Annotated in this window: 12 protein-coding genes; 9 read left to right on the top strand and 3 right to left on the bottom strand. The window is 60.5% G+C overall.

Features of this window, described 5'->3' with window-relative positions:
• Positions 1 to 44: 44 nt before the first annotated feature.
• The 3 genes from V1286_RS24765 (at position 45) to V1286_RS24755 (ending at position 4212) form a co-directional block, all read left to right on the top strand.
• Positions 45 to 1013, top strand: a complete 969-nt coding sequence (locus V1286_RS24765) for an MBL fold metallo-hydrolase (protein WP_334483818.1) — start codon at positions 45 to 47, stop codon at positions 1011 to 1013.
• Positions 1014 to 1346: 333 nt separating this feature from the next.
• The gene (locus V1286_RS24760) at positions 1347 to 2771 is read left to right on the top strand and encodes a DUF1254 domain-containing protein (protein WP_334483816.1); all 1425 of its coding nucleotides are present in this window, start codon (positions 1347 to 1349) and stop codon (positions 2769 to 2771) included.
• Between the two features lie 31 nt (positions 2772 to 2802).
• On the top strand, positions 2803 to 4212 hold the full coding sequence (locus tag V1286_RS24755; protein WP_334483813.1) for a DUF1254 domain-containing protein: 1410 nt from the start codon (positions 2803 to 2805) through the stop codon (positions 4210 to 4212).
• Positions 4213 to 4418: 206 nt separating this feature from the next.
• Here the strand turns inward: V1286_RS24755 and V1286_RS24750 are convergent, their stop codons facing one another.
• The 3 genes from V1286_RS24750 to V1286_RS24740 all read right to left on the bottom strand — a co-directional run bounded on the left by V1286_RS24750 (position 4419) and on the right by V1286_RS24740 (position 11106).
• Complete coding sequence (locus V1286_RS24750; RefSeq protein WP_334483810.1) at positions 4419 to 7742, bottom strand: adenylate/guanylate cyclase domain-containing protein; 3324 nt, start codon at positions 7740 to 7742, stop codon at positions 4419 to 4421.
• 602 nt (positions 7743 to 8344) lie between these two features.
• Positions 8345 to 8644 carry a hypothetical protein gene (locus V1286_RS24745; protein ID WP_334483807.1) on the bottom strand — a complete coding sequence of 100 codons (300 nt, stop codon included), beginning with the start codon at positions 8642 to 8644 and terminating at the stop codon, positions 8345 to 8347.
• Positions 8645 to 9414: 770 nt separating this feature from the next.
• Positions 9415 to 11106: a hypothetical protein gene (locus V1286_RS24740; protein ID WP_334483805.1), complete on the bottom strand. Its 1692-nt coding sequence runs from the start codon at positions 11104 to 11106 to the stop codon at positions 9415 to 9417.
• 845 nt (positions 11107 to 11951) lie between these two features.
• Between V1286_RS24740 and V1286_RS24735 the strand changes: the two genes are divergently transcribed.
• The 6 genes from V1286_RS24735 to V1286_RS24710 all read left to right on the top strand — a co-directional run bounded on the left by V1286_RS24735 (position 11952) and on the right by V1286_RS24710 (position 21123).
• Positions 11952 to 15077: an efflux RND transporter permease subunit gene (locus V1286_RS24735; RefSeq protein WP_334483803.1), complete on the top strand. Its 3126-nt coding sequence runs from the start codon at positions 11952 to 11954 to the stop codon at positions 15075 to 15077.
• Between the two features lie 47 nt (positions 15078 to 15124).
• Positions 15125 to 15559 (top strand): hypothetical protein, encoded by a 435-nt coding sequence (locus tag V1286_RS24730; protein WP_334483801.1) that lies wholly within the window; start codon positions 15125 to 15127, stop codon positions 15557 to 15559.
• 58 nt (positions 15560 to 15617) lie between these two features.
• Positions 15618 to 18773, top strand: coding sequence for an efflux RND transporter permease subunit (locus tag V1286_RS24725; RefSeq protein WP_334483799.1), 3156 nt, complete (start codon positions 15618 to 15620; stop codon positions 18771 to 18773).
• A 1-nt stretch (position 18774) separates the two neighbouring features.
• Positions 18775 to 19476, top strand: coding sequence for a hypothetical protein (locus tag V1286_RS24720; RefSeq protein ID WP_334483796.1), 702 nt, complete (start codon positions 18775 to 18777; stop codon positions 19474 to 19476).
• A 142-nt stretch (positions 19477 to 19618) separates the two neighbouring features.
• Entirely contained in the window at positions 19619 to 20689 is a 1071-nt protein-coding gene (locus tag V1286_RS24715; RefSeq protein WP_334483794.1) for a PepSY domain-containing protein, read from the top strand.
• Positions 20690 to 20826: 137 nt separating this feature from the next.
• Complete coding sequence (locus V1286_RS24710; RefSeq protein ID WP_334483791.1) at positions 20827 to 21123, top strand: PepSY domain-containing protein; 297 nt, start codon at positions 20827 to 20829, stop codon at positions 21121 to 21123.
• Positions 21124 to 21183 lie beyond the last annotated feature (60 nt).

Genomic DNA, 21183 nt, shown 5'->3' with positions numbered 1-21183 from the left:
CATTCCGAATGTCAGCGCCATGTCGCCGGCAAGGGAGACAAGTCATGACCAACGTATACAGGCTTTCACGCCGCGGATTCTGCCTTTGTTGCATCGGAGCAACCACGATGGCCGCAACAGGCGGCGGCTGGCTAAGCCCGCGGCAATCCTTTGCAAAAGCACTGGGCATTGTGGAAATGATTCGCGCCGATGCCGCGAAGGCTTCCATTAAGACCTACAAACTTCGTGGCAATGTTGCGATTCTCGAGGGATCGGGCGGCAACATGGGCGTGCTCACCGGGGCCGACGGGACGCTTTTGGTCGACGCCGGCATCACGGCGACGCGCCCACGGATCATGGGGGCTCTTGCCAGCCTCGACAATGCGCCGGTGAAGCATCTCGTCAACACGCATTGGCATTTCGATCACGCTGACGGCAACGAATGGATTAGCCGGGAGGGAGCAAGGATCATCGCCCACGCCAACACGCGCAAGAACCTGATGGCCGCGGTGCGCGTGGAGGACTGGAATTTCAACTTCCCCGCCGCACCATCCGCCGCCATCCCGACCGAGACGTTCTCCGGCGAAAAGACCGTCGTATTGAACAAGTCGACCCTGCTCCTCAAGCACCATCCGAACGCGCACACCGACGGTGACATTGCCGTCACATTCGCGGAAGCGAACGTGTTGCATGCCGGCGATATCTACTGGAATGGCATCTATCCATTCATCGACTACTCTACCGGTGGTAGCATCGATGGCACGATCCGTGAGGTGGAAGCTATCCTTTCGGATGCAGACGACCAGACAATCATCGTTCCCGGGCATGGCCATCCGGTAAGTAACAAGTCGGAGCTCAGGGATTATCGCGAGATGCTCGTCGCGATCCGCGATCGGGTGAGCGCGCTGAAGAGGCAGAAACGGACTCTCGAGGAGATCGTTGCGGCCAATCCGACGGCTCCCTTCGATCAGAAATGGGGTCAGTTTGTTATTACCCCGGCCTTCTTCACGAAGCTTGTTTATGAGGGAGTCTGACGTAGTGCAATGGACTCGATAGAGCTATTCAGCCGGGCTCATGTCTGTTCCTGGCACCTTTGAGACATGCCGACCATCCTTGGCGATGTCCGTTTCCAGGGGAAGACCGGAAGTAGTCGGCCAACGACCAAAATGACGCGATTCACCCAAACCGGACTTTTCGAACCGACAGAGCCGAGTAGTTTCAGAAAACGCTTATGAAGGCGGATTTCGATCCAGAAACCGTGATGACTTGATCCTGTAAGCCGTTCGTTTTTGCATAGACCGCTAGGGCAATTCCGAGAATAATCATCCAGGTACAATTTTGGGGTGCCCTCTTCCTGGGAGATCGACATGACTGTTCGAGCCAGAGTGTTGGTGGCCGCCTTAACGGGTTCGATATACGCACTGACGCCAACCGTTTCGCAGGCGCAATGGCCGGATGTCCGAGAGGCCAAGGCGATTGCCGAGGAGGGCTTCATCTATGGCCTTCCGATTGTGATGAACTACGCTGTCATGTACGAGTTCGCTATCGATCGAAGCTCAAACCAGTACAAGGCGCCGTTCAATCAGATCTACAACTTCAAGAACGTTGCAACTTATAAAGACACGGCGGTTGTCACACCGAACAGCGATACGCCCTATTCCGTTCTTTGGCTTGATCTGCGCGCTGAACCAATCGTTGTTTCTGTGCCGGCCGTGGAGAAGACTCGCTACTACACGGTGCAGCTGATCGACGGCAACACGTTCAATTTTGGTTATATCGGCAGCCGCGCGACCGGCAGCGACGCCGGAGATTATATGGTCGTTGGGCCGAATTGGCAGGGAGCCACGCCGCCCGGAATCAGGAAAGTCTTTCAGTCTTCGACACAGTTTACTTTCGCTGCCATTCGCACTCAGCTCTTCAATCCGGAAGACATGCCCAATGTCGCAAAGGTTCAGGCCGGCTATAAAGCGCAGCCGCTATCGACCTATCTCAAGCAATCCGCGCCGCCCGCGGCGCCTGCGATCGACTTTCCCAAAGCCGATGCGGAGCTCGTGAAGAAGAACTTCTTCGAGTATCTCGACTTCGCGCTCCAGTTTGCGCCAGCAGGTCCGGAAGAACGCACCATTCGAGAGAAGCTCGCGCGTATCGGCGTCGGCGCGGGCAAGACCTTCGAATTCAAGGACCTTCCGCTCACACACAAGGTCGAAATCGGGCTTGGCATGAAGGAAGGCGACGAGAAAGTGGAGAAGTACCTCGCGACCGGCAGCAAGAACATCAACGGATGGAAGGTCGGGTCGCTGTTCGGAGATCGGCTGTTCTACAGCGGTGACTGGCTGAAGCGGGCCGCCGCTGCCAAAGGCGGCATTTACGGCAATGACGCCGCGGAAGCAGTCTATCCAATGACCAAAACGCTCGCCGATGGCGAAACACTCGATGCTTCAAAGCACAACTACACAGTCACTTTTCCCGCCGGACAATATCCGCCGGTCGAGGCGTTCTGGTCGGTGACGATGTATGACGGCAAGAGCCAACTGCTGATCGAGAATCCGATCAACCGATACCTGATCAATTCGCCGATGCTGCCCGGCCTGAAAAAGAATCCGGACGGCTCTCTCACGCTGCATATCCAGAAAGACCCACCCGGCGCCGACAAGGAATCCAACTGGTTGCCGGCGCCGAATGGCGAAATGTATCTTGTGATGCGGCTGTACTGGCCGAAGGTCGAAGCACCATCGATCCTGCCACCGGGGACAGGCACCTGGCAGCCGCCCGGCATCAAGAAGGTTTCATAGATGACACGAACGAAATGAAAGGTCTGGAGTCATGAGAACCGTCACACGAAGAGGATTTGTCGGTGGAGTTGCTTTGCTCCCGGCACTCCATTTCTCGGCAGCCCACGCCCAGCCCGGCGTCAGTCCGGCGGAAGCCCGCGCCATCGCCAAGGAGGCCTATATCTACGGCTTCCCGATCGTGGACAACTACCGCGTCCAGCATGCCTATTGGATGGATAAAACGAACCCCGAATACAAAGGTCCCTTTAACGAGATATGGAACAGCGCGCGTCTCTTTTCGCCGGCGGACAAGGCGATTCAGACACCCAACTCGGACACGCTTTACTCCTTTATCGGCGCGGACCTCCGTTCCGAACCTCTCGTACTCACTGTGCCGGCGATTGAAAAGGAGCGCTATTTCAGCGTCCAGCTCATCGATTACTACACATTTAACTTCGACTACATCGGGACCCGAACGACTGGCAACGGAGGCGGCAGCTTCCTGCTCGCCGGGCCTGGCTGGAAGGGCGAAACACCCAAGGGCGTCAAGAAAGTCTTTCGCTGCGAGACCGAACTTGCGTTCCCGGGATATCGCACACAGCTTTTCAACCCGGATGACATCGACAATGTGAGGAAGGTCCAGGCGGGCTATAAGGTACAGCCGCTCTCAGCATTTCTCGGCCAGCCTGCACCAAAGGCTGTCCCGGCCATCGATTTCATCAAGCCGCTCACGCCCGCAGACGAGAAAACCTCGCCAGAGTTCTTCAGCATCCTGAACTTCGTCCTGCAGTTCTGCCCGACGGTCCCGTCCGAGAAAGCACTCATGGCGCGCTTCGCCAAGATCGGCGTCGGCGCGGGCAAGACCTTTGATGCGAGCAAGCTCTCGCCCGAGATGAAGACGGCCATCGAGCAGGGCATGGCCGACGCCTGGGCTGCCTTCACTGGTCTGAAGAAAGAATTTGATGAGGGGAAGGTGACTGCGGGCGACGTGTTCGGCACGCGGGCGTACCTAAAGGGAAACTATCTCTACCGCATGGCGGCCGCCGTTCTTGGAATTTACGGCAACTCCAAGCAGGAGGCGATGTATCCGGTTTATTACGTGGACGCGACGAAGCAGAAGCTGGACGGGACAAACCGCTACACCGTGCGTTTTGCGCCAGGTCAATTGCCACCTGTCAACGCGTTCTGGTCGCTGACCATGTACGAAGAGCCGCAGAGTCTGCTCGTGGCCAATCCGCTCAACCGCTATCTGATCAATTCACCGATGCTGCCGCAGCTCAAGCGCGATGCCGACGGCGGGCTGACGATGATTATCCAAAACGAATCCCCCGGCAAGGAAAAGGAAGCCAACTGGCTGCCCGCGCCAAAGGGGCCATTCTCCATGATCATGCGCCTCTACTGGCCGAAGGAAGCAGCGGTGGAAGGCAAGTGGAAGCAACCGCCACTGCAGCGGGCGGGGTGAAGCACCGGGCCGCATCAATCTTGTAGAACCCATAGGCTCTAGTGCGGTGATCGAGCTATGCTCAGGTCCGCTCTCGGCACCTTTGAGACATGCTCCCTGGCCCTGACGACGTCCGTTTACAGGGGAAGACCGGAAGTAGTCGGCCGACGACCAAAATGACGCGATTGACCCGGAGCAGAAGTGGCAAACCTCACCAATAGGCTTTTCTAGGCCAACTCAATAAGCAGCGCGGCGACTTCCTTGAGGTCGCGCGTACCGTAGCCTTCGGTGAAGCATGCGTAGATCGGTGCCAGCATCGCGCGGGCGTCGGTGCGCTTGGCTTGATCGCGCCAAAGGCGCGCCATGCTGGCAGCGGCGCGCAATTCCCAATGCTTCGCGCCCTGTTTGTGCGCTGTTTCAAGGGCGCGGCACAGCCAGCGTTCGGCATCGTTTTGATCCGAGTCGATGATTAATGTCTCGCCCATGAGCCGATACAACTCCGCCTCATACCATCGCTCGTCGGTCCGCTCCACCAGCTCAAGGGCTTCATTTAACAGGCTCATCCCGTCCGCGATCCGGTTTGCTCGCCGGTGTGCTTCAGCCAGAAGGCCAAGATAGTAAGGCACCTTGATCTCCGCACCCGTCGCCCGCTTCGCTGCCAGTCCCCACCGAATCCTGCTGATGGTCTCCTCGATTGATCCTCCCATCTCGAGCATGGCCCAGGCCCGGAAGCAGGCCCCTGTTCCCACGAAGTGCGGAAAGCCATGCTCGGTCGCGATTGCCACCAACTCATCGGCTCGTTCCTGCAGAATAGCCCCGTCGCAGCGAAGTTGGTGGAAAACACAGTTGACGTGCAGCGCAAATGCCAATGTATAGGGATGTGACAGCTCGCGTGCCCAAGCCAGCGCGCTTCGGCTCTGCGCCAGCGCCTGATCCGATTGTCCGAGCAGCAGATGTGTCCAGGCAACGAAGCTCTCGCAGGTGACGCGCACGTCGTGCGGCGTCAGCTTCGGAGGTCGATGCCTGGCTTCGTCATAGAAGTCGAGTGACCGTCGCAGGTGGGTAAGTGCACGGCTGAACTCGGCCCGAAACAGAAGGCTGATGCCCACATTCCGGTGCGCTATCAGTTTGGTCTCGCTGTCATCTCGGCCTTCAGAAAGCTGAAGCAGTTCGTTTGCCAGTTCGTGACTACCACGGATCTCTGCGCTATTGTGCAGGTACGAGAGAGCGCCGGCCCAGGCTGTCGCCACCTGCGCTCCATCCGGCGCGTCACGGCACAGCTCGCGGGCACGGGCATAGGCTTCACCGGCCTCGGGCGAGGCCCAACCTTTGGCCGCGGTAAGGGCACCAGCGAGCGCGAGCTGAAGCGAACGTTCATTGGAGCGTTGCTCCGGACTTTTCGGTAGGCTGCCGAGCAACTCGAGGGCCTTGCCAAAGTGCGCGGCAGCCTCGGCCATGGTCGAACGCTGGACGGCCATCCGTCCTGCCTTGTCCCAATACTCAACTGCCTTTTCAACGACGCCGGCGCTCGTGCAATGCTGCGCCACAAGCTCGGGCTGGGTCGCTGCGATCTCCGGAAATTGGCGTTCCAGCGTCGCTGCAATACGGCCGTGCAGTTGCTGGCGTCGGCTGCGCAGCAAGGTGCCATATGCAGCGTCCTGCACCAGCGCGTGTTTGAAGGTGTATGTCGCATCCGGTGGCGTGCCGCGCCGGAACACCAGTTCGGCGCGGACCAGTTGCTCCAGAGCGTTCTCCAGCCTGGCTGACGGCATGTCGGCGACGGCACTGATCAGCTCGTGGGAAAACTGGCGCCCCAGCGCCGCCGCGATCTGAGCCACATCTCGCGTCGGCGCCAACCGGTCGAGCCGAGCGAGAAGCGAGGCCTGGAGCGTCGACGGGATCGCGAGATGCTCTCCCCCTCCAGTGATCCATCCGCTTTCGACGACAGACTTGGTCAGCTCCTCGATGAACAATGGCACGCCATCCGTGCGCTCGATAATCTGTTCGGCAACTCCCCTGGGCAAGGTCTTGCCACCGGTCACGTGCGCGATCATTTCGGCGCGGTGCCGAGCCGGCAGGCGGTTGAGACTGAGCAATGTCACGTGCGGGCGGCCGACCCAGGGCGGCGTGAACTCCGGTCGAAAGGTGAGAATGATCAGCGCCCGCAGCGTCGCGGCTCGATCTATGAGCAGATCCAGCGACTCCAGCGTGGTGGGGTCGCTCCAATGGATGTCTTCCCACAGCATTAGCAGCGGCTGCCGCGCCGCGAGCCCTTCGATCTGCGCGAGCTGCACCAGAAGCGTTTTCTCCTTGCGCTTTTGTGGCGAGAGATTAAGCGGCCGGTAGCTGTCGCCGGTCGGAATCGACAGCAGGTCCGCTAACAAGGGGACGGCTTCACCGAGATCGTGGTCGGCCAGGGCGAGCACCTCCACCAGCTTGTTCAGGCGGGTCTCGGCCGTATCCTCGCGTCGAAATCCTGCCGCCTGCTGCAACTGGGCAATACTGGGGTAAAGCGCGCTGTGCCGATGATGCGGTGAGCAGAAGAAACGCAACCGTGTGTGCGGCTCGTTCGCGAGCTGCTCCAATATGGTTTGGGCAATGCGCGACTTGCCGATGCCGGGCTCGCCGACGATCAGGACGACTGACCCGTCTCCTGCCTTGGCCTGCTGCCAACGCCGCATCAACAACGCGATCTCTTCCTCGCGACCGATCAACGGCGTGCTGGCGGCCCGCAGCGCCTCGAAACGACTGCCGAGCGAGCTCGCGCCCAGGACCCGCCAGACCTGCACCAGATGGTCCATGCCCGCGATCGCCAATGGGCCGAGATCGCGATAGTCGAACAGGCCGCCCAACAGGCGGCGCGTATTATCCGCAATGACAACCGTGTTCGGCTCTGCAAGTCCCTGCAGCCGGGCGGCGAGATTGGGGGTCTCACCAATGACGGCTTGTTCCCGGGCCGCGCCCTCACCGAGCAGATCGCCGACGACGACGAGGCCGGTGGCGATACCGACACGCACCTGCAGCGAGGTCGACCCACCAGCATTGAGCCTGGTCACGGCTTCGATCAGAGCAAGGCCGGTGCGAACCGCTTGTTCGGCATCCTCCTCGTGCGCCTTCGGGTAACCGAAATAGGCCAGTACCCCGTCACCGAGATATTTTGCAACAAAGCCACCCGACCTGGTGATCACCTCGGCGCACCGGCGGTGATAGCCGCCAATGATGTCGCGCAGTTCCTCCGGGTCGAGCCGCCCGGACAAGGCCGTGGAGCCGACGAGGTCAATGAACATGACCGTGAGCTGACGGCGTTCCGCGGCGTCCGAGGTTTTCGACGGCATTGAAGCAGCAGAGGGTTCGAATGCGGACTGCGCCGCGGACGTGGGCTCGCTGATGGCTGCAAGGATTTTCCGCCGATGCCCGAGCGGAATACCGATGTCCTTGAGGTCTTGGTCAGTCAGATGGGGGAGTACCGAGACATCGATTTCATTTTCGGCAAAACGCTGTGCGTATTGCTCGAAACCGAGTGCATGGAGCCAGTGCGCAATCGACTGCATTGCGGCCACCTATTCTTTCGGTGTGGCCTTAAGCAACCAGCACTATATCCTGATCTTTTCTCGATGGCACCTCGTCGGCCCCGTCATTGGGCTGTCCTTCCGACCTAAATACCGCCGTGCGAGTTCGACCCAACCCGTGAAATACCGCGAGGTTACGGCCGGCGGCGCGCTCACGGCGGCAATGTCCGGTGTTGGCGCAAAGCGGACATTCGCCTGAAGGCTGATTTGAGCTCAGTGCCAGAACCCGACTCGTGCACTGCAACAATCAGCCTTCATTCGATCACCTCGTCGGCAGGCGCGGGCAGCGACGGTGGCACCGGGAGACCGCGCGTCCGGGCGGTATGGTGGTTGAAACAAGCTCGAACTTTGACGCCTGCACTGACCGGGGCTGGTGATATGCGACGCAGTTGAAGCTAGTTTCCGTGCGGATGGCATCGCCCTCTCGATCAGTCGCCTTCACCCGCGAGATTGATGCTTGTCCGTTCTGCATCGGTGGGAACTCGACCGCGGTCTGCGCGATCCTTGCTATTTCCTCTGCCGGCGGTCTGGAAGCGACTGTCCGTAAGAGGGCCGCACCAGAGAGCGGGCCCTTTGCTTCCTGGCTACCAGCCGCGAATGATGAACCTTGGTCCGCCGTAGCCGTAGCCGCGATCGTAGTAGCCGGGGCCAGCGTAGTAGTTGTAGCCCCGGCCGGGGAAGTAGCTGGGGTCATAGTAATAGCGCAGGACATAGCGCGGTCCTCGGGTTCGCCAGCAGCGTCCATAATACTCGTTGCAGACCAGCCCGACCTGATCGACGTTGGAGACTTCGGCAGAGCCGATCGTCGTCGCGTTGAGGGGCGCGGCGGAAGCGGCAGACGCGAGCAGCGCGGCACCGAATGCGCCCAGCGCGATGGCCTTCATGGAGTTCTCCCTTCGGTTGGGCGAGACAATCGATCTCTGATGAGGCGTACCGGGACTCAACCCTGGCCTCGAAGATCGAACCGTTCCACGGATTCCCCGAATGCCGGCCGTGCGGCAGGTCGAGATCAGTCCGCAGTAAACCAATTCGGCAGCCGGGACCGAGCCGTTCGAAGCTGGTCCAGGCGTCGCGCTTGCATCAGTGCTCCAATGCGTCATTTGCCGGGGGCAGGCTTCTGTGCGCGCATTAAGCGGCCAATAAGCCACCGTGCCAACTAGGGTGATGAACTCGCGCCGTCTCATGTTCAGCCTCTTTGTCGGGGACGACGATGGTATCGAATCAACCGCCTTATTGAATGGGGGCTTCGCACCCGAGGTCAGTAATTGGCAGCTTTGGGTCAATCGCGTCGTTCTGACCGTGCACCGTTCACTTCCGGTTTGCCCCGGAAAGCGGACAAGTCCAGAGCCCGTTGGCACTTCGCATTTGTGCCATTTCCGGAAGTGATTGGACGCCGCTGGCACGTCCGCTTGCAGCAGCGTGCGTCCGGGGAAAGCATCAATTGGCATTGGAACGCCACCGCTGACGACCGGGTTCTAGTGCTCCGAAACGCTCTCAGTCTGATATCCGGGCGATGAGATCGGTGTTGCCCGAGCGCAGGCCCGCAAAACGCGACCCGCCGCGTCGCTACTAACGGGGCTTGCTCGTCCCCGGGAGATATTCTCAATCGCTTCGAGGATTTCGGCACGCATGTCCTTTGCTGGGCGAAGACGGATCAGAAATTAAGCTGGATCAATCCGAACCAGCCGTGCGCGACCTTTCCCGTCCCACCCGCGCTCACCGCGTAGTCCCAGTTGGCCGAATATTCCACGGCCACCTTCAGCCCATCCATCACCCACTCGCCTCCGGTAAGGAAAAGCCGGTGTTGCGGGACGAAGCCGATCCGGGTCGGCACGCCGTTTTGCAGGATCGATACGCCCGCCATGTCTTTGCTGCCGGAATATCCCAGCGAGATGAAATCGCCCTGCGCGCCGATCTCCTGTACCCATGGGTTCCAGTCGAACTGGTAGGCAATCGAGGCCTGCCAGGTCATCGGCATCATGTTCCGCGCAATGCCGAGGCCATCGATAAACCTGGCGCCCTGAATTGCGGCATTTACCTCGCCCACGAAGGCGAACGGGCCGAAACTGGTTTTGAGGCTCGCAGCCACTCCGGGGATCTGTCCGATCTGATTCAGAAACGGCAGGTAGGACGTACGCAAAAATCTGCTTTCGAAAACGGAGGTGTCGTAGTCGACATGGAAGTCAAGGGTCCATGGACAAATCAGCGATTCCTTCAACTGATCATAGGGTACGCCGCAATGACCCCTCGTCCGGAAACCGAGACTGGCATTGTAATCGTCGATTTTCGTCCGGCCGGGGATGATGCTGTCGCTGCCTTTGTAGGTCATGACTGAGCCGTAGAACGGCGCCGGGTCGAAGGGGAATGTGACTGGGGTAGGCCGGAACGGGCGCTCGGGCAACGGGGTGTAGCCGAGCCAACCCATCAGTTGTCTCACCGCCGGTGCGACGACCAACGGACTGACGCGTGGAACAACGACAGGCGCCGGTGGCGGCTGCCGCGGTGGAGTTGGCCACGCGAATTCCAGACCTCCCGCCGTCTGACGGTTTTCAAACACCTCGGTGGTCAGCGGAGTGCCGATCGAGAGCGCATCCAGGCGTGCCACGCCCGTGGATGTACCGAAATGCAAAGTCTCTACTCCGAACCGGGCGGCGATCGGGAATTGCATCAAATCGCCCACCAGAATGTGAGTCCGATCAAGCGTGAAGCGATCCACGCCTACGCCAGGGATGTTGGTTGGCACCACTGGTTGATTCCCGGTCGGGAATATCGCGCCAGTGCCGTTGTCGAAGTGGAGAACCAGCGCACCGGTCAACCAGTCGCTCAGCTTGATATCGAAATCGAGTTCCGCCGTACCCAGCGACAGGTTTTCCTGGGTCGGGCCGGTAAATGAGCCGGTCCGCGAGGCTACGCCTTCAACCACGCCGCTCAGCGAGAGGAAGTTATTGATCTTCGGTCCGGTCTTGTTGAGCGTGTCGCGGAGGATCTGGCGTGTCGCGTTCTCGTTCGCCGCCCAACTGATCTCCAAATCTTTTACACGCTCGGTAAGCGGCCGCTTCGCTGCTGCTTCGGACAAATCCGGAGCGGGCAGAGTAGGCGGCGCGACGGGCGACGCCACAATAACCGTCGGCGCGGCTGCCGCCGCAGTCGCTCCAGGCGCTGGATGTTGGTGCACCGTTGCGGGCTTGGTCCGCCGCGCCGGTGACGTGCCCTCGAGCGCGCTGAGGCGTGCGGAAAGTTTGCGGTTCTCCGCCTTGAGCTCTCCGAGCATATGGCGGAGAACTGCGATGTCCTCGTTCTCCGCTGTGGCGGCATGAGAAGGGACAAACAGGATGAGGCCGAACAATGCGGGCGCAGCACGAAAGACAAATGGGTATTCGGAGCAGACGTGGTACCGGCTCCGTGTAGTTGACTTTACGGTGCCAGTTTCTGCAGCGTGCCAACGTCGCCCAGATCCGGCGACGCGCTCATTCCGCTTACCCCAGATCATGCGCGGCCCCATCACTACCGCCGTTCGACGTCACTCACATCGTCGAACTAACTCGTTCACAACAATTCCGCTCTGGTAATCAGACTGTCGCAGCCAGCGTTTCATCCGTCAGGCCGACTACATACAAGCGCCCGCTCAACAACGCGGAGCAAATAATTGCCGGAGCCCCCAGCAATGTTGGGATAAGAGTGACGCGGATGACGAATTACGCAAGCGCCACAAAGTTATATATCCAAAGTGATGTATCTTCAGTACAAGGGGAGCCACGAACTGCCTCGGCGGCTGTCAGGCAACTTCAAGTGGCGGCACAGTTTTTTCACCTAAGCTTGCAAAGTGCGTAAACACGCGTGACCCAATTGGAGCCAGCATGTAATCCAAATGGGTGGATTGTGCCGACAGGAATATCAACTTAAAATTTCCACTCGCCTTAATCTGGTCCTCGGTCTGGTCCACGAAAGGCAGCATTGCGGAATTTGATTACGGCGAAGCCTCACTATGGCGTTAGCACGACCGAAATAAAGCCGGCGCAAGGCCGACGAAAAATTCGGACTCGTGGGGAATAATAGTGGGTGAACAATTGTGTTGCCTCCAGGAGCGACACAGCGGTCAGAAAATCCCGCATTCAACGGGCCTTCGCAAACGGAGTTCGACTACAGCCACAGATCGAAAACAATCAGAGGTTAAATGAGGGGGGCGTCGAAATGTTGGCGTGGCTCATATCCTCTGGCGTGCGTTTACGCACCCTCATAGTAGTTGCCGCCTCGGGCCTGCTGATCCTCGGCGCCGTTGACGTCAGGAACAGGCCGCTCGACGTCATCCCCGAATTGGCGCTGCCCTCGCTCACCGTGAAGACGGAATCGCTTGGCCTCTCCAGCGCCGAGGTTGAATCGCTGATCACCGTGCCGCTGGAAGCGGACCTGCTTAATGGCGTCCCGTGGCTGCAGGTCATCCAGTCGGAATCGATGGCGGGGCTTTCGACGATCGAGATGATCTTTGCGCCCGGCACCGATCTGATGAAAGCGCGCCAGATGGTGCAGGAAAGGCTGACGCAGGCGCACGCGCTGCCGAACGTCTCCAGCCCGCCGGTTATGCTTCAGCCGGTTTCCTCGGCCAGCCGAGTGATGAACATCGGCCTGAGTTCGAAATCCGTCTCACTGATCGACATGTCCGTTCAGGCGCGCTGGAGCATTGCACCGCGCCTCGCCGGCGTTCCGGGTGTGGCGAATGTGTCGATATGGGGTCAGCGCGAGCGGCAGGTGCAGGTGCTTGTCGATGGCCGGAACCTGAACAAGAAGGGCGTCAAGCTCGACCAGGTGATCAAGACGACAGGTGAGGCGGTGTGGTCCTCGCCGCTCACCTATCTGAACTCATCCACGCCCGGCACCGGCGGCTTCATCGAAACGCCGAACCAGCGGCTCAGCATCCGTCACCAGCTGCCGATCTCCACCGTGGGTACCTTCGCGAAGGTGCCGCTGAGCGGCACGACCACGAGCGTCGGCGACGTCGCCTATCTGGTGGAGGGGCATCAGGCGCTGATCGGAGACGCCATCGTCGGCGAAAACCCCGGCCTGATGGTGGCAATCGAGAAATTTCCCGGCTTCAACACATTGGACGTGACGCGCGGCGTTGAGCGCGCGCTCAACGAACTGAAACCCGGGCTGCCCGGTATTGAGATCAATACGACCATCTACCATCCCGCGAGCTTCATCGAGCGCGCGACCAGCAATCTGGGCAAGGCCATGCTCATTTCGATCATCCTGGTCGCCGTCGTGCTTGGCCTTCTGATGGGCAGCGGGAGGACCGCGGTTATCGCCCTGGTTGCGATCTCATTGTCATTCGTTTGCGCTGAGCTGCTGTTAAAGGCCGCCGGGATCCCGCTCAGCATGATAGTCGTCGGCGGTCTGCTGATGGCGTCCGGCGTGATCGTGCATGACAGTATTATCGACATCGAAAATGTGTTGCGCCGTTTGCGTGCGCCGCAACGCGACGGTCGCTCCAGCTTCATGGTCGTCGTCCGTGCGATGCTGGAAACGCGTCGGCCGATGCTGTACGCGTCGCTGATCGTCGTGCTCGCGATGCTGCCCGTTCTGTTCATGCAGAGCCGGTCCGCCGCGTTCTTCGCGCCGATGGCCTGGGCCTATATCGCCGCCGTGTCCATCTCGATGCTGGTTGCGTTGATCGTGACCCCCGCGCTGGCCGCGGTGCTGCTCGCCAACGCGCCACTGACCCCGACGGGCGGATGGGTCATCAATAGATTGGCGAGGCCTTTCGACTCGATTGTCGCCCGCGCCATCCATGCGCCGCTCGCCTGCATAGGCGCCTGCGTCGTGGCGGCAATCGCGTGCTTCGCGCTCTGGAGCCCGCTCGAACGCAATATGGTGCCGAGCTTCAGAGAGACGGATTTGATGATCGAATGGCAGGGGCCGCCCGGCACTTCGCTGCAGGCGATGACCCAATCGACCGAGAACCTGATCCGCGGCCTGCGGCAGATCCCCGGAGTGCAGAACGCTTTCGCCAATCTCGGACGGGCCGTGCTTTGCAACTGCGAGCGCGCGACGGATGTCAATGCGGGGCACGTGTGGGTCAACATCGATCCGAAAGCCGATCGCGAAGCAACGGTGGATGCCGTCGAAGCTGCCATCGCTGCCTACCCCGGGATGCGTGGCAAGCTTGGGACATACCTGTCCACGAAGCTGCGCGAGGCGCTCACCGGCGACCCGGATAGCCTCACGGTCCGTGTCTATGGCAACAGCCTTGAGATCATACGCGCCAAGGCGGAGGAGATCCGCGCAGCGATGGCGAAGATCCCCGGCATTGAAAATCCTCGGGTCGAACTACAAGTCGAAGAACCCTCGATCGAAGTCAAGGTGGATGTCAATCGCGCAGCTAGTTACGGCCTCAAGCCGGGCGACGTCCGCCGGGCGACCTCGGCGATGGTCGGCGGCATCACCGTCGGTGCGCTTTTCGAGGACCAGAAGGTTTTCGACGTGGTTGTCTGGGGGCGACCGGAGTTGCGCGACAACATCGATGACGTGCGGAACCTGATGATCAACAGCGAGAGCGGGTCCCAGGTGCGGCTGGCTCAGGTTGCAGACGTCCGCATCGCGCCGGCCACCAGCATCATCCAGCGACAGGGGTCCTCGCGTCGTATCGATGTTTCCGCGAAAGTAGACGAGCGCGCGCTTGATGATGTGGCGGATGATGTCGCCAGGAATGTCAAACAGATCGCATTCCCGTTCGAGCACCGTGCCGAGGTGCTCGGCGAATACAAGGAGCAGCGGGCTTCTCTGCGATCGATATACAGCTACATGGCGGCAGCGGCGGTGTTGATGTTCCTGCTGACGCAGGCGGTGCTCCGCAGCTGGACACTCAGCGCCCTGTCGCTGCTCGGTGTGCCGGTCGCTGCACTCGGCGGCCTCGCTACGGCCGCAATCAATGACGGTCACTTCTCGCTTGGTTCTCTGCTGGGTCTGGCAGCGGTGCTCGCACTGATGGTGCGGCAGGGCATCGGTCTGGTCGCCCATTTCCAGCATCTGCAATTGAACGAGGGTGAGCTGTTCGGCGAAAAGCTGGTGCGTCGTGGCGTACTGGAGCAGTTCCCGAGCATCATCGCGTCATCGGTGACGACGCTCGCTCTGGTGCTTCCGTTCGCGATCATGGGTGATGTCGCCGGACTCGAAATCGCGCACCCGCTTGCGCTCGCGGTGTTGGGCGGCGTCGTTACCATGACACTCGGAACGTTGTTCGTGCTGCCGGCGCTTTACCTACGGTTCGGCGGTGGCTGGACGGCCGACCGGCTCGATCTTGAAATGGAAACCGCGTCATGACTGCCGCTTGTGCCGCTTCGAAGGCCGTCAAAAGGGAGGAACGTCTCATGGCCCGCTTCAACGCATTGATGGTCGCGGCGTCTGCGGCGTACCTCGCAGCGTCCTGTTGCTCAGCACTGGCCGCGGAGTCGGCGGTCAAAAAGAGCGCGCCCGCTCGAGTCGAGGCCACGAATGATGCAAAGATCAAGAAGATTACGCTCACGCCGAAAGCGGCGGAACGACTCGGCATCCTCATTGACGAGGTGCGCGCCGATCCGTCGGGCCGCCGGATCGTGCCATACGCATCTGTTCTCTACGACCTGACCGGAAAGACGTGGGTCTATATCAGCGCCGATCCGTTGACCTTCGTTCGCGGCGCGGTGGAGATCGACACCATCAAGGGCGACAACGTTTATCTGAGTGACGGGCCACCCACCGGCACGAAGGTGCTTGCGGCGGGAGTGCCGCAAGTGTTCGGAACAGAGGTGAAAGTAGGTCACTAGCTGCGCGTCGAAGTTGTTTTTCCATAACGGCCTCGGCCCGAGTGGGGGATACTTTCCGATGATGAGGCTGATTATAGGTTCTAGTCTGCGGTTCCGGTATCTCGTCCTCGCCCTTGGGGTGGTGCTGACGTGGTTTGGCCTCGCACGTCTGCGCGACGTACCGGTGGACGTATTTCCGGAATTCGCGCCGCCACGGGTCGAGATCCAGACAATCTGCCTTGGGCTGTCATCCGCCGAAGTTGAACAACTTGTCACGGTGCCGCTGGAAAATGCGCTGAACGGCGTCCCGGACATCGAGGTGATGCGTTCGAAGTCGGTGGGCCAACTATCTTCAATCGTGTTGATCTTCAAATCCGGCGTGGACGAGATCCGCGCGCGGCAACTGGTCAGCGAGCGGATGGCGCTCGCGAGCAAAAGCCTGCCGACATGGGCCGCGCCTCCCTTCATGATGCCGCCGCTGTCCTCCACCAGTCGGATCATGAAGATCGGCATTACCTCGAGGGACAAGTCCGTGATGGACCTGTCGATGCTTGCCTACTGGACTATCCGGCAGCGGCTGCTCGGAGTTCCCGGCGTTGCGAACATCGCTATCTGGGGAGAGCAGCTCAAGATGCTCCAGGTCATGGTTGACCCGAAGCGGATGGTCGCTGCGGATGTCACACTCGACCAGGTGCAGGAGGCGGTTTCCGATGCCCTCGACGTTGGCCTGTTGCGCTATGCCCGTGGCGCGCATATCGGCACCGGCGGCTTCGTCGAAACGCCCAATCAGCGCTTCCAGCTTCGTTTTGTCGGCTCCGGCGTTACGCCGGAGACTCTCGCCAGAGTGCCGCTAACTCACCTGGCCGGGAAACCGCCGCTGTTGCTCAGCGATGTGGCCGATCTTGTCTATGCGCCGCAGGGAATGATTGGCGATGCCGTCATCAACGACGGTCCAGGTCTCATGCTCATCGTCGAAAAGTTTCCCTGGGGCAACACGCTGGCCGTCACCCGCGGGGTGGAGGAGGCGCTGGAAAGGATGAAGCCCGGCCTTCCAGGGGTCGAGATCGATACTACCATCTTCCGGCCGGCGACTTTCGTCGAGGACTCGATCAGCAATCTATCTTGGGCACTGTTGCTGAGTTGCCTGCTTGTCGCGGGAATCATACTCATCTTCCTCTACGAATGGCGTACCGCGATCGTCTGTATCGTCGCCATTCCACTGTCGCTGCTTGCAGCTGGACTGGTTCTGTTCATGTCCGGCGCCTCAGTCAACACGATGACCTTGGCGGGTTTCGTGATCTCGTTGGGGATCGTCGTCGACGACGCGATCCTCGACGTCGAGAACATCATGCGGCGCCTGCGACTTGCGCGGCGAGGGAGCGATACGCGAAGCACGGCGCGCATCATTTTGGACGCTTCGCTCGAGATGCGGGCGCCGATCGTCTACGCGACGCTTATCGTGGTCACTGCAGTTGTGCCCGTCCTGTTCATGCAAGGTCTGACCGGATCGTTCTTCAAGCCGCTGATTGCCGCTTATGTGCTCGCGATTGCGGCCTCGCTCGTCTTGGCGATGACGGTGACGCCGGCGCTCTGCCTGTTGCTGCTGCGTAACGCGCAACTCGAAGGGCGTGAATCGCCAGTCATCGTCTGGCTGCTGCGCAAGTACGCGCCCTTGCTGGAGCGTGTCACCCGGACACCAGGCATGGCCTATCTCGCTATCGCAGTCGTGACGCTCTCGGGGATCGGTGTTTGGCCGCTCCTCGGCCACTCGCTGCTGCCCTCGTTCAAGGAGCGCGACTTCCTGATGCACTGGGTTACCACCCCGGACGCGTCGCTTCCCGAGATGCTGCGCATCACGACCCGCGCGAGCAAGGAACTGCGAGCCATTCCGGGCGTACGAAATTTCGGCGCCCATATAGGTCAGGCTTTTGCTGCCGATGAGGTCGTCGGCGTTAATTTCGGGGAGAACTGGATCAGCATCAGCAAGGAGGCCGACTACGACAAGACGCATGCCAAGATCGAGGAAATGGTGGAAGGCTATCCCGGCCTCTACCGTGATGTGCAGACCTACCTAAAGGAGCGCATTCGCGAAGTCCTGACCGGCGCAGGTGAGGCGATCGTCGTCCGCATCTTTGGCCCGGATCTCGACGTTCTCAGGGACAAAGCGGACGAGGTCCGCGCGGCACTCGCGGACGTTCCGGACCTCGTCAACTTGCACAAAGAATTGATGGTCGAAATACCGCATATTCAGGTGACGGTGAAGTTGGACGAGGCCCTAGGTTACGGTCTGAAGCCGGGTGATGTCCGGCGTGCCTCTGCGACCCTCATGGCCGGAGAGGAAGTTGGCGACATCTTCATCGGCGGACGTACCTACGATGTACAGGTGTGGACCCCTCCGGAATTCCGTCGAAGCGTCGACTCGGTGCGGCAAATGTTGATCAACACGCCGACCGGTCAGCGCGTGCAACTGGCGGAAGTAGCGGACGTCGGCATTCGTCCGACGCCGAATGTTATCAAGCGTGAGGCGAGCTCCCGCCGGATCGACGTGCAGGCAAATGTCAAAGGACGCGATCTCGGCGCGGTCGCCAAGGACGTGCAGTCGCGTTTGGACAAGTTGGCGTTTCCGCTCGGCTACTACGCCGTGCTGCAAGGCGAATATCGGGAACTAAGCACCGCGCGGAGGCGACTCGAACTGCTCTCCGTGCTGGCGCTCGCCGTCATCTTCGTCCTTCTGCAACAGTCGTTTGAAAGCTGGCGGCTGGCAACGCTTAGTTTTGTGACCCTTCCTTCAGCGCTGGTCGGCGGCGTGCTGGCGGCGTGGCTGGCAGGAGGCGTGATTTCCCTTGGCTCACTAGTTGGTTTCCTGACGGTGCTTGGCATCGCCGCCCGCAACGGGATCATCATGATCAACCACTTCCAGCATCTGGAACGCCATGAGGGAGAGATATTCGGCATGAAGCTCGTGCTTCGCGGCGCGAGCGAGCGGTTACGGCCAATCCTGATGACGACCGGCGCCGCCGGGCTCGCGATCCTGCCACTGATCATTTTCGGCGACCTGCCGGGCCACGAGATCGAATATCCGATGGCGGTCGTCATTCTGGGCGGCCTCGTGACATCGACGCTGCTCAACCTGTTTATCTTGCCTGCATTTTATCTGCGTTTCGGCCGCGGTATGCGGCTGTCGGCGGATCGACCGGCCGCGCCGGCAGCGGCACAAGTATCTGGGAGCGCATGACATGAAAACCGTGCGTCGCCACAACAGTTGGATTGTCGCCGCCGCTGCGGCTCTGCCCGCTCTTGCGTACGCGGTGACGGGAGCCACGGCCGAGGACGGCCGCTTTCAAAAGCTCCTCGTTTATCTCGAACGCAATGTACAGGATCATGATGCCGAGATCCGGTTCGAGGCCACCGGGGCGGAGGATGGGCTGGTCGCGCTGAAGGTGATGGCGCCGGGCGAGCGCACGGTGATCGACCTCAGATCGCCCGACTCGAAGCTGGGAATTCGCAGTCTCACGCTCGAATCGCCCGAGCCCGATGATGACAAGATCGTGCGGGCAGATTTCCCGGCGGGCGCATATCGTTTTGAGGGAACGACGACCAAGGGGGCGAGCCTTCGCGGTGAGGCGCGGTTGAGTCACGTGTTTCCGAAATCCGCCGCCTTCGAATATCCGCGGCCTGATCAGAAAGATGTACCCGCCACCGCGCTGACTTTGCGCTGGTCTGTGCCGGAGGGAATCGAGGGCTGCGCCGTCGTGATCGAGCAAACCGGCTCGGCCTACGAAATCCGGGCGCTTCTGCCGGGCTCAGCAAGATCCTTCACGGTGCCTGAAGGGTTCCTGCGCGCCGGCAAGGCCTACAAATTCGCGATCGGGACCGTCGCGAAGGATGGCAACCGGTCCTTCATCGAAGCTGGCTTCACCACCGCGAGGGCGCGATGAACCAGCCCGCGCGCGAAATGTCAGATCGGCCCAACGGCCATGCCGGGCCAAAAATTCCGCAACCTTGGGCGACGGTTGGCCGGATCGCCGTCCGCAACTGGAGGGCATTGAGATGTTCGACAAGCAGGGTTTGGAGCGACAGATGAAGACGGCAAGCGGGCCATCTGGCCGGCTGGCCAGGTGGCGTGCCGCGCTCATGGCGGGCACCGTTCTGATGACGGCCGGGTTCGTGCTCTCTGGTGGCGCGGTCGCGGGCGACATCAAAGACGAACCGCGCTTCAAGAGCGGCAAGGATTACTCGTCGCTGAAGGACTGGAATCTGAAAGCCGAGAACATCGTCCCGCACGGGGTCAACCCGCTCTATTACCCGATCGTGCCGGGCCACAAGCACGTGCATGAGCGGCCAGATCACCCGGACGGCAAATATCGCAAGGAGACCGTGGTCCTCGATAGCACCGAGGATTTCGACCTTCCCGGCATCGGCAAATTCAAGACCGCGATTGTGCAGGAAGAAGAATACATGGATGGCGTCCTGACACAGCGCGCGCTCAACTGGTTCGCGCTCGATAAGACCACCAACAGCGTTTATGCCTTCGGCGAGGTGAGTTGGGAAATCAACGAGGAAGGCAAACCGGTCTTCGAAGGCACATGGCGGGCGGGCGATCTCGACGGCGACGGCGTCGCCGAACCGGGTCTGTTGATGCCCGGCACGTTCACGGTTGGCGGCCGCTATATATTCGACGGCGGCCAGAACCAGGCCTATGGCGGCGCCGAGAACATGGAAGGCGGCATCGAAATCACGGTTCCGGCGGGGACGTTCAAGAACTGCGTCCGGGTTCGCGAGCAGGGTCTAATCAACCTGAAAGACATCACCGACAAGATCTGGTGTCCGGTGGTCGGCGTCGTGCTCGACACGTCCGACGGCAAGCTCATCGCTTCCGCCGCGCTGCCGAAGGACAACCCGGCCTCGGACGTTTCAAGCGTCGGGAAGCTGCGCGACAAGCCATTGAAGTATACGCCGCCCGTGGCGAAGGTCTCGGGAGACCAGGCGACGAAGATCGCGCTCGCGGAGATCCCCGGCAAGGCCACGTCCGTGAAGATCGAGCGAAAGAAAGGCAAGAATGTCTATGTGGTCGAGATCCAGACGCCGAAGGATGGCGAGAAGGATGTCTTTGTCGACATCGAGTCCGGAAAGATCGTCGGAACGGACTGATGTGAACGGCGTGAGCGCCCTGATTCACGATTTTCATCGCACGGGTTTCTCCTCCCACGGGTGACGAAATCGTGGATCACGGGCGATCCCTCCGTGTTCCGTGGCCGGCGTAGCGATTGAACGGGAAGGATACCGCTATGAAGAGGACGATCCACTGGGGCCTGCTCGCCAGTCTTCTTGCTGCGCCAGCCGTGGTCGTCGTGCAGGCGCAGCAGCCGGGCCCTTCGAAAGAGCGTGCGCCGCCTGCGGCAAAGATCACGGAAGAACAGGCGAAGAAGATTGCGCTTGAGCGCATCCCCGGCGAAGTCACCGACGTGGCGATCGAGAAAAAGCGCGGCAAGAATGTCTACGTGATCGAGATTCAATCACCGGAGCAGGGCGAGAAGGACGTCTTCGTCGACATCGAAACCGGAAAGATTATCGGGACGGACTGACATGTACCGACATGTACCGGCTGCATTCGAGGCTCGTTATTGGAAAGGATAGCGCCATGA

It is taken from the genome of Bradyrhizobium algeriense (assembly GCF_036924595.1).
Taxonomy (GTDB): domain Bacteria; phylum Pseudomonadota; class Alphaproteobacteria; order Rhizobiales; family Xanthobacteraceae; genus Bradyrhizobium; species Bradyrhizobium algeriense.
This window is presented reverse-complemented; position numbering and strand designations above follow the sequence as displayed.

Coding starts and splice junctions, on each gene's coding strand:
- V1286_RS24765 (WP_334483818.1), top strand. CDS start 45: ATGACCAACGTATACAGGCTTTCACGCCGCGGATTCTGCCTTTGTTGC.
- V1286_RS24760 (WP_334483816.1), top strand. CDS start 1,347: ATGACTGTTCGAGCCAGAGTGTTGGTGGCCGCCTTAACGGGTTCGATA.
- V1286_RS24755 (WP_334483813.1), top strand. CDS start 2,803: ATGAGAACCGTCACACGAAGAGGATTTGTCGGTGGAGTTGCTTTGCTC.
- V1286_RS24750 (WP_334483810.1), bottom strand. CDS start 7,742: ATGCAGTCGATTGCGCACTGGCTCCATGCACTCGGTTTCGAGCAATAC.
- V1286_RS24745 (WP_334483807.1), bottom strand. CDS start 8,644: ATGAAGGCCATCGCGCTGGGCGCATTCGGTGCCGCGCTGCTCGCGTCT.
- V1286_RS24735 (WP_334483803.1), top strand. CDS start 11,952: ATGTTGGCGTGGCTCATATCCTCTGGCGTGCGTTTACGCACCCTCATA.
- V1286_RS24730 (WP_334483801.1), top strand. CDS start 15,125: ATGGCCCGCTTCAACGCATTGATGGTCGCGGCGTCTGCGGCGTACCTC.
- V1286_RS24725 (WP_334483799.1), top strand. CDS start 15,618: ATGATGAGGCTGATTATAGGTTCTAGTCTGCGGTTCCGGTATCTCGTC.
- V1286_RS24720 (WP_334483796.1), top strand. CDS start 18,775: ATGAAAACCGTGCGTCGCCACAACAGTTGGATTGTCGCCGCCGCTGCG.
- V1286_RS24715 (WP_334483794.1), top strand. CDS start 19,619: ATGAAGACGGCAAGCGGGCCATCTGGCCGGCTGGCCAGGTGGCGTGCC.
- V1286_RS24710 (WP_334483791.1), top strand. CDS start 20,827: ATGAAGAGGACGATCCACTGGGGCCTGCTCGCCAGTCTTCTTGCTGCG.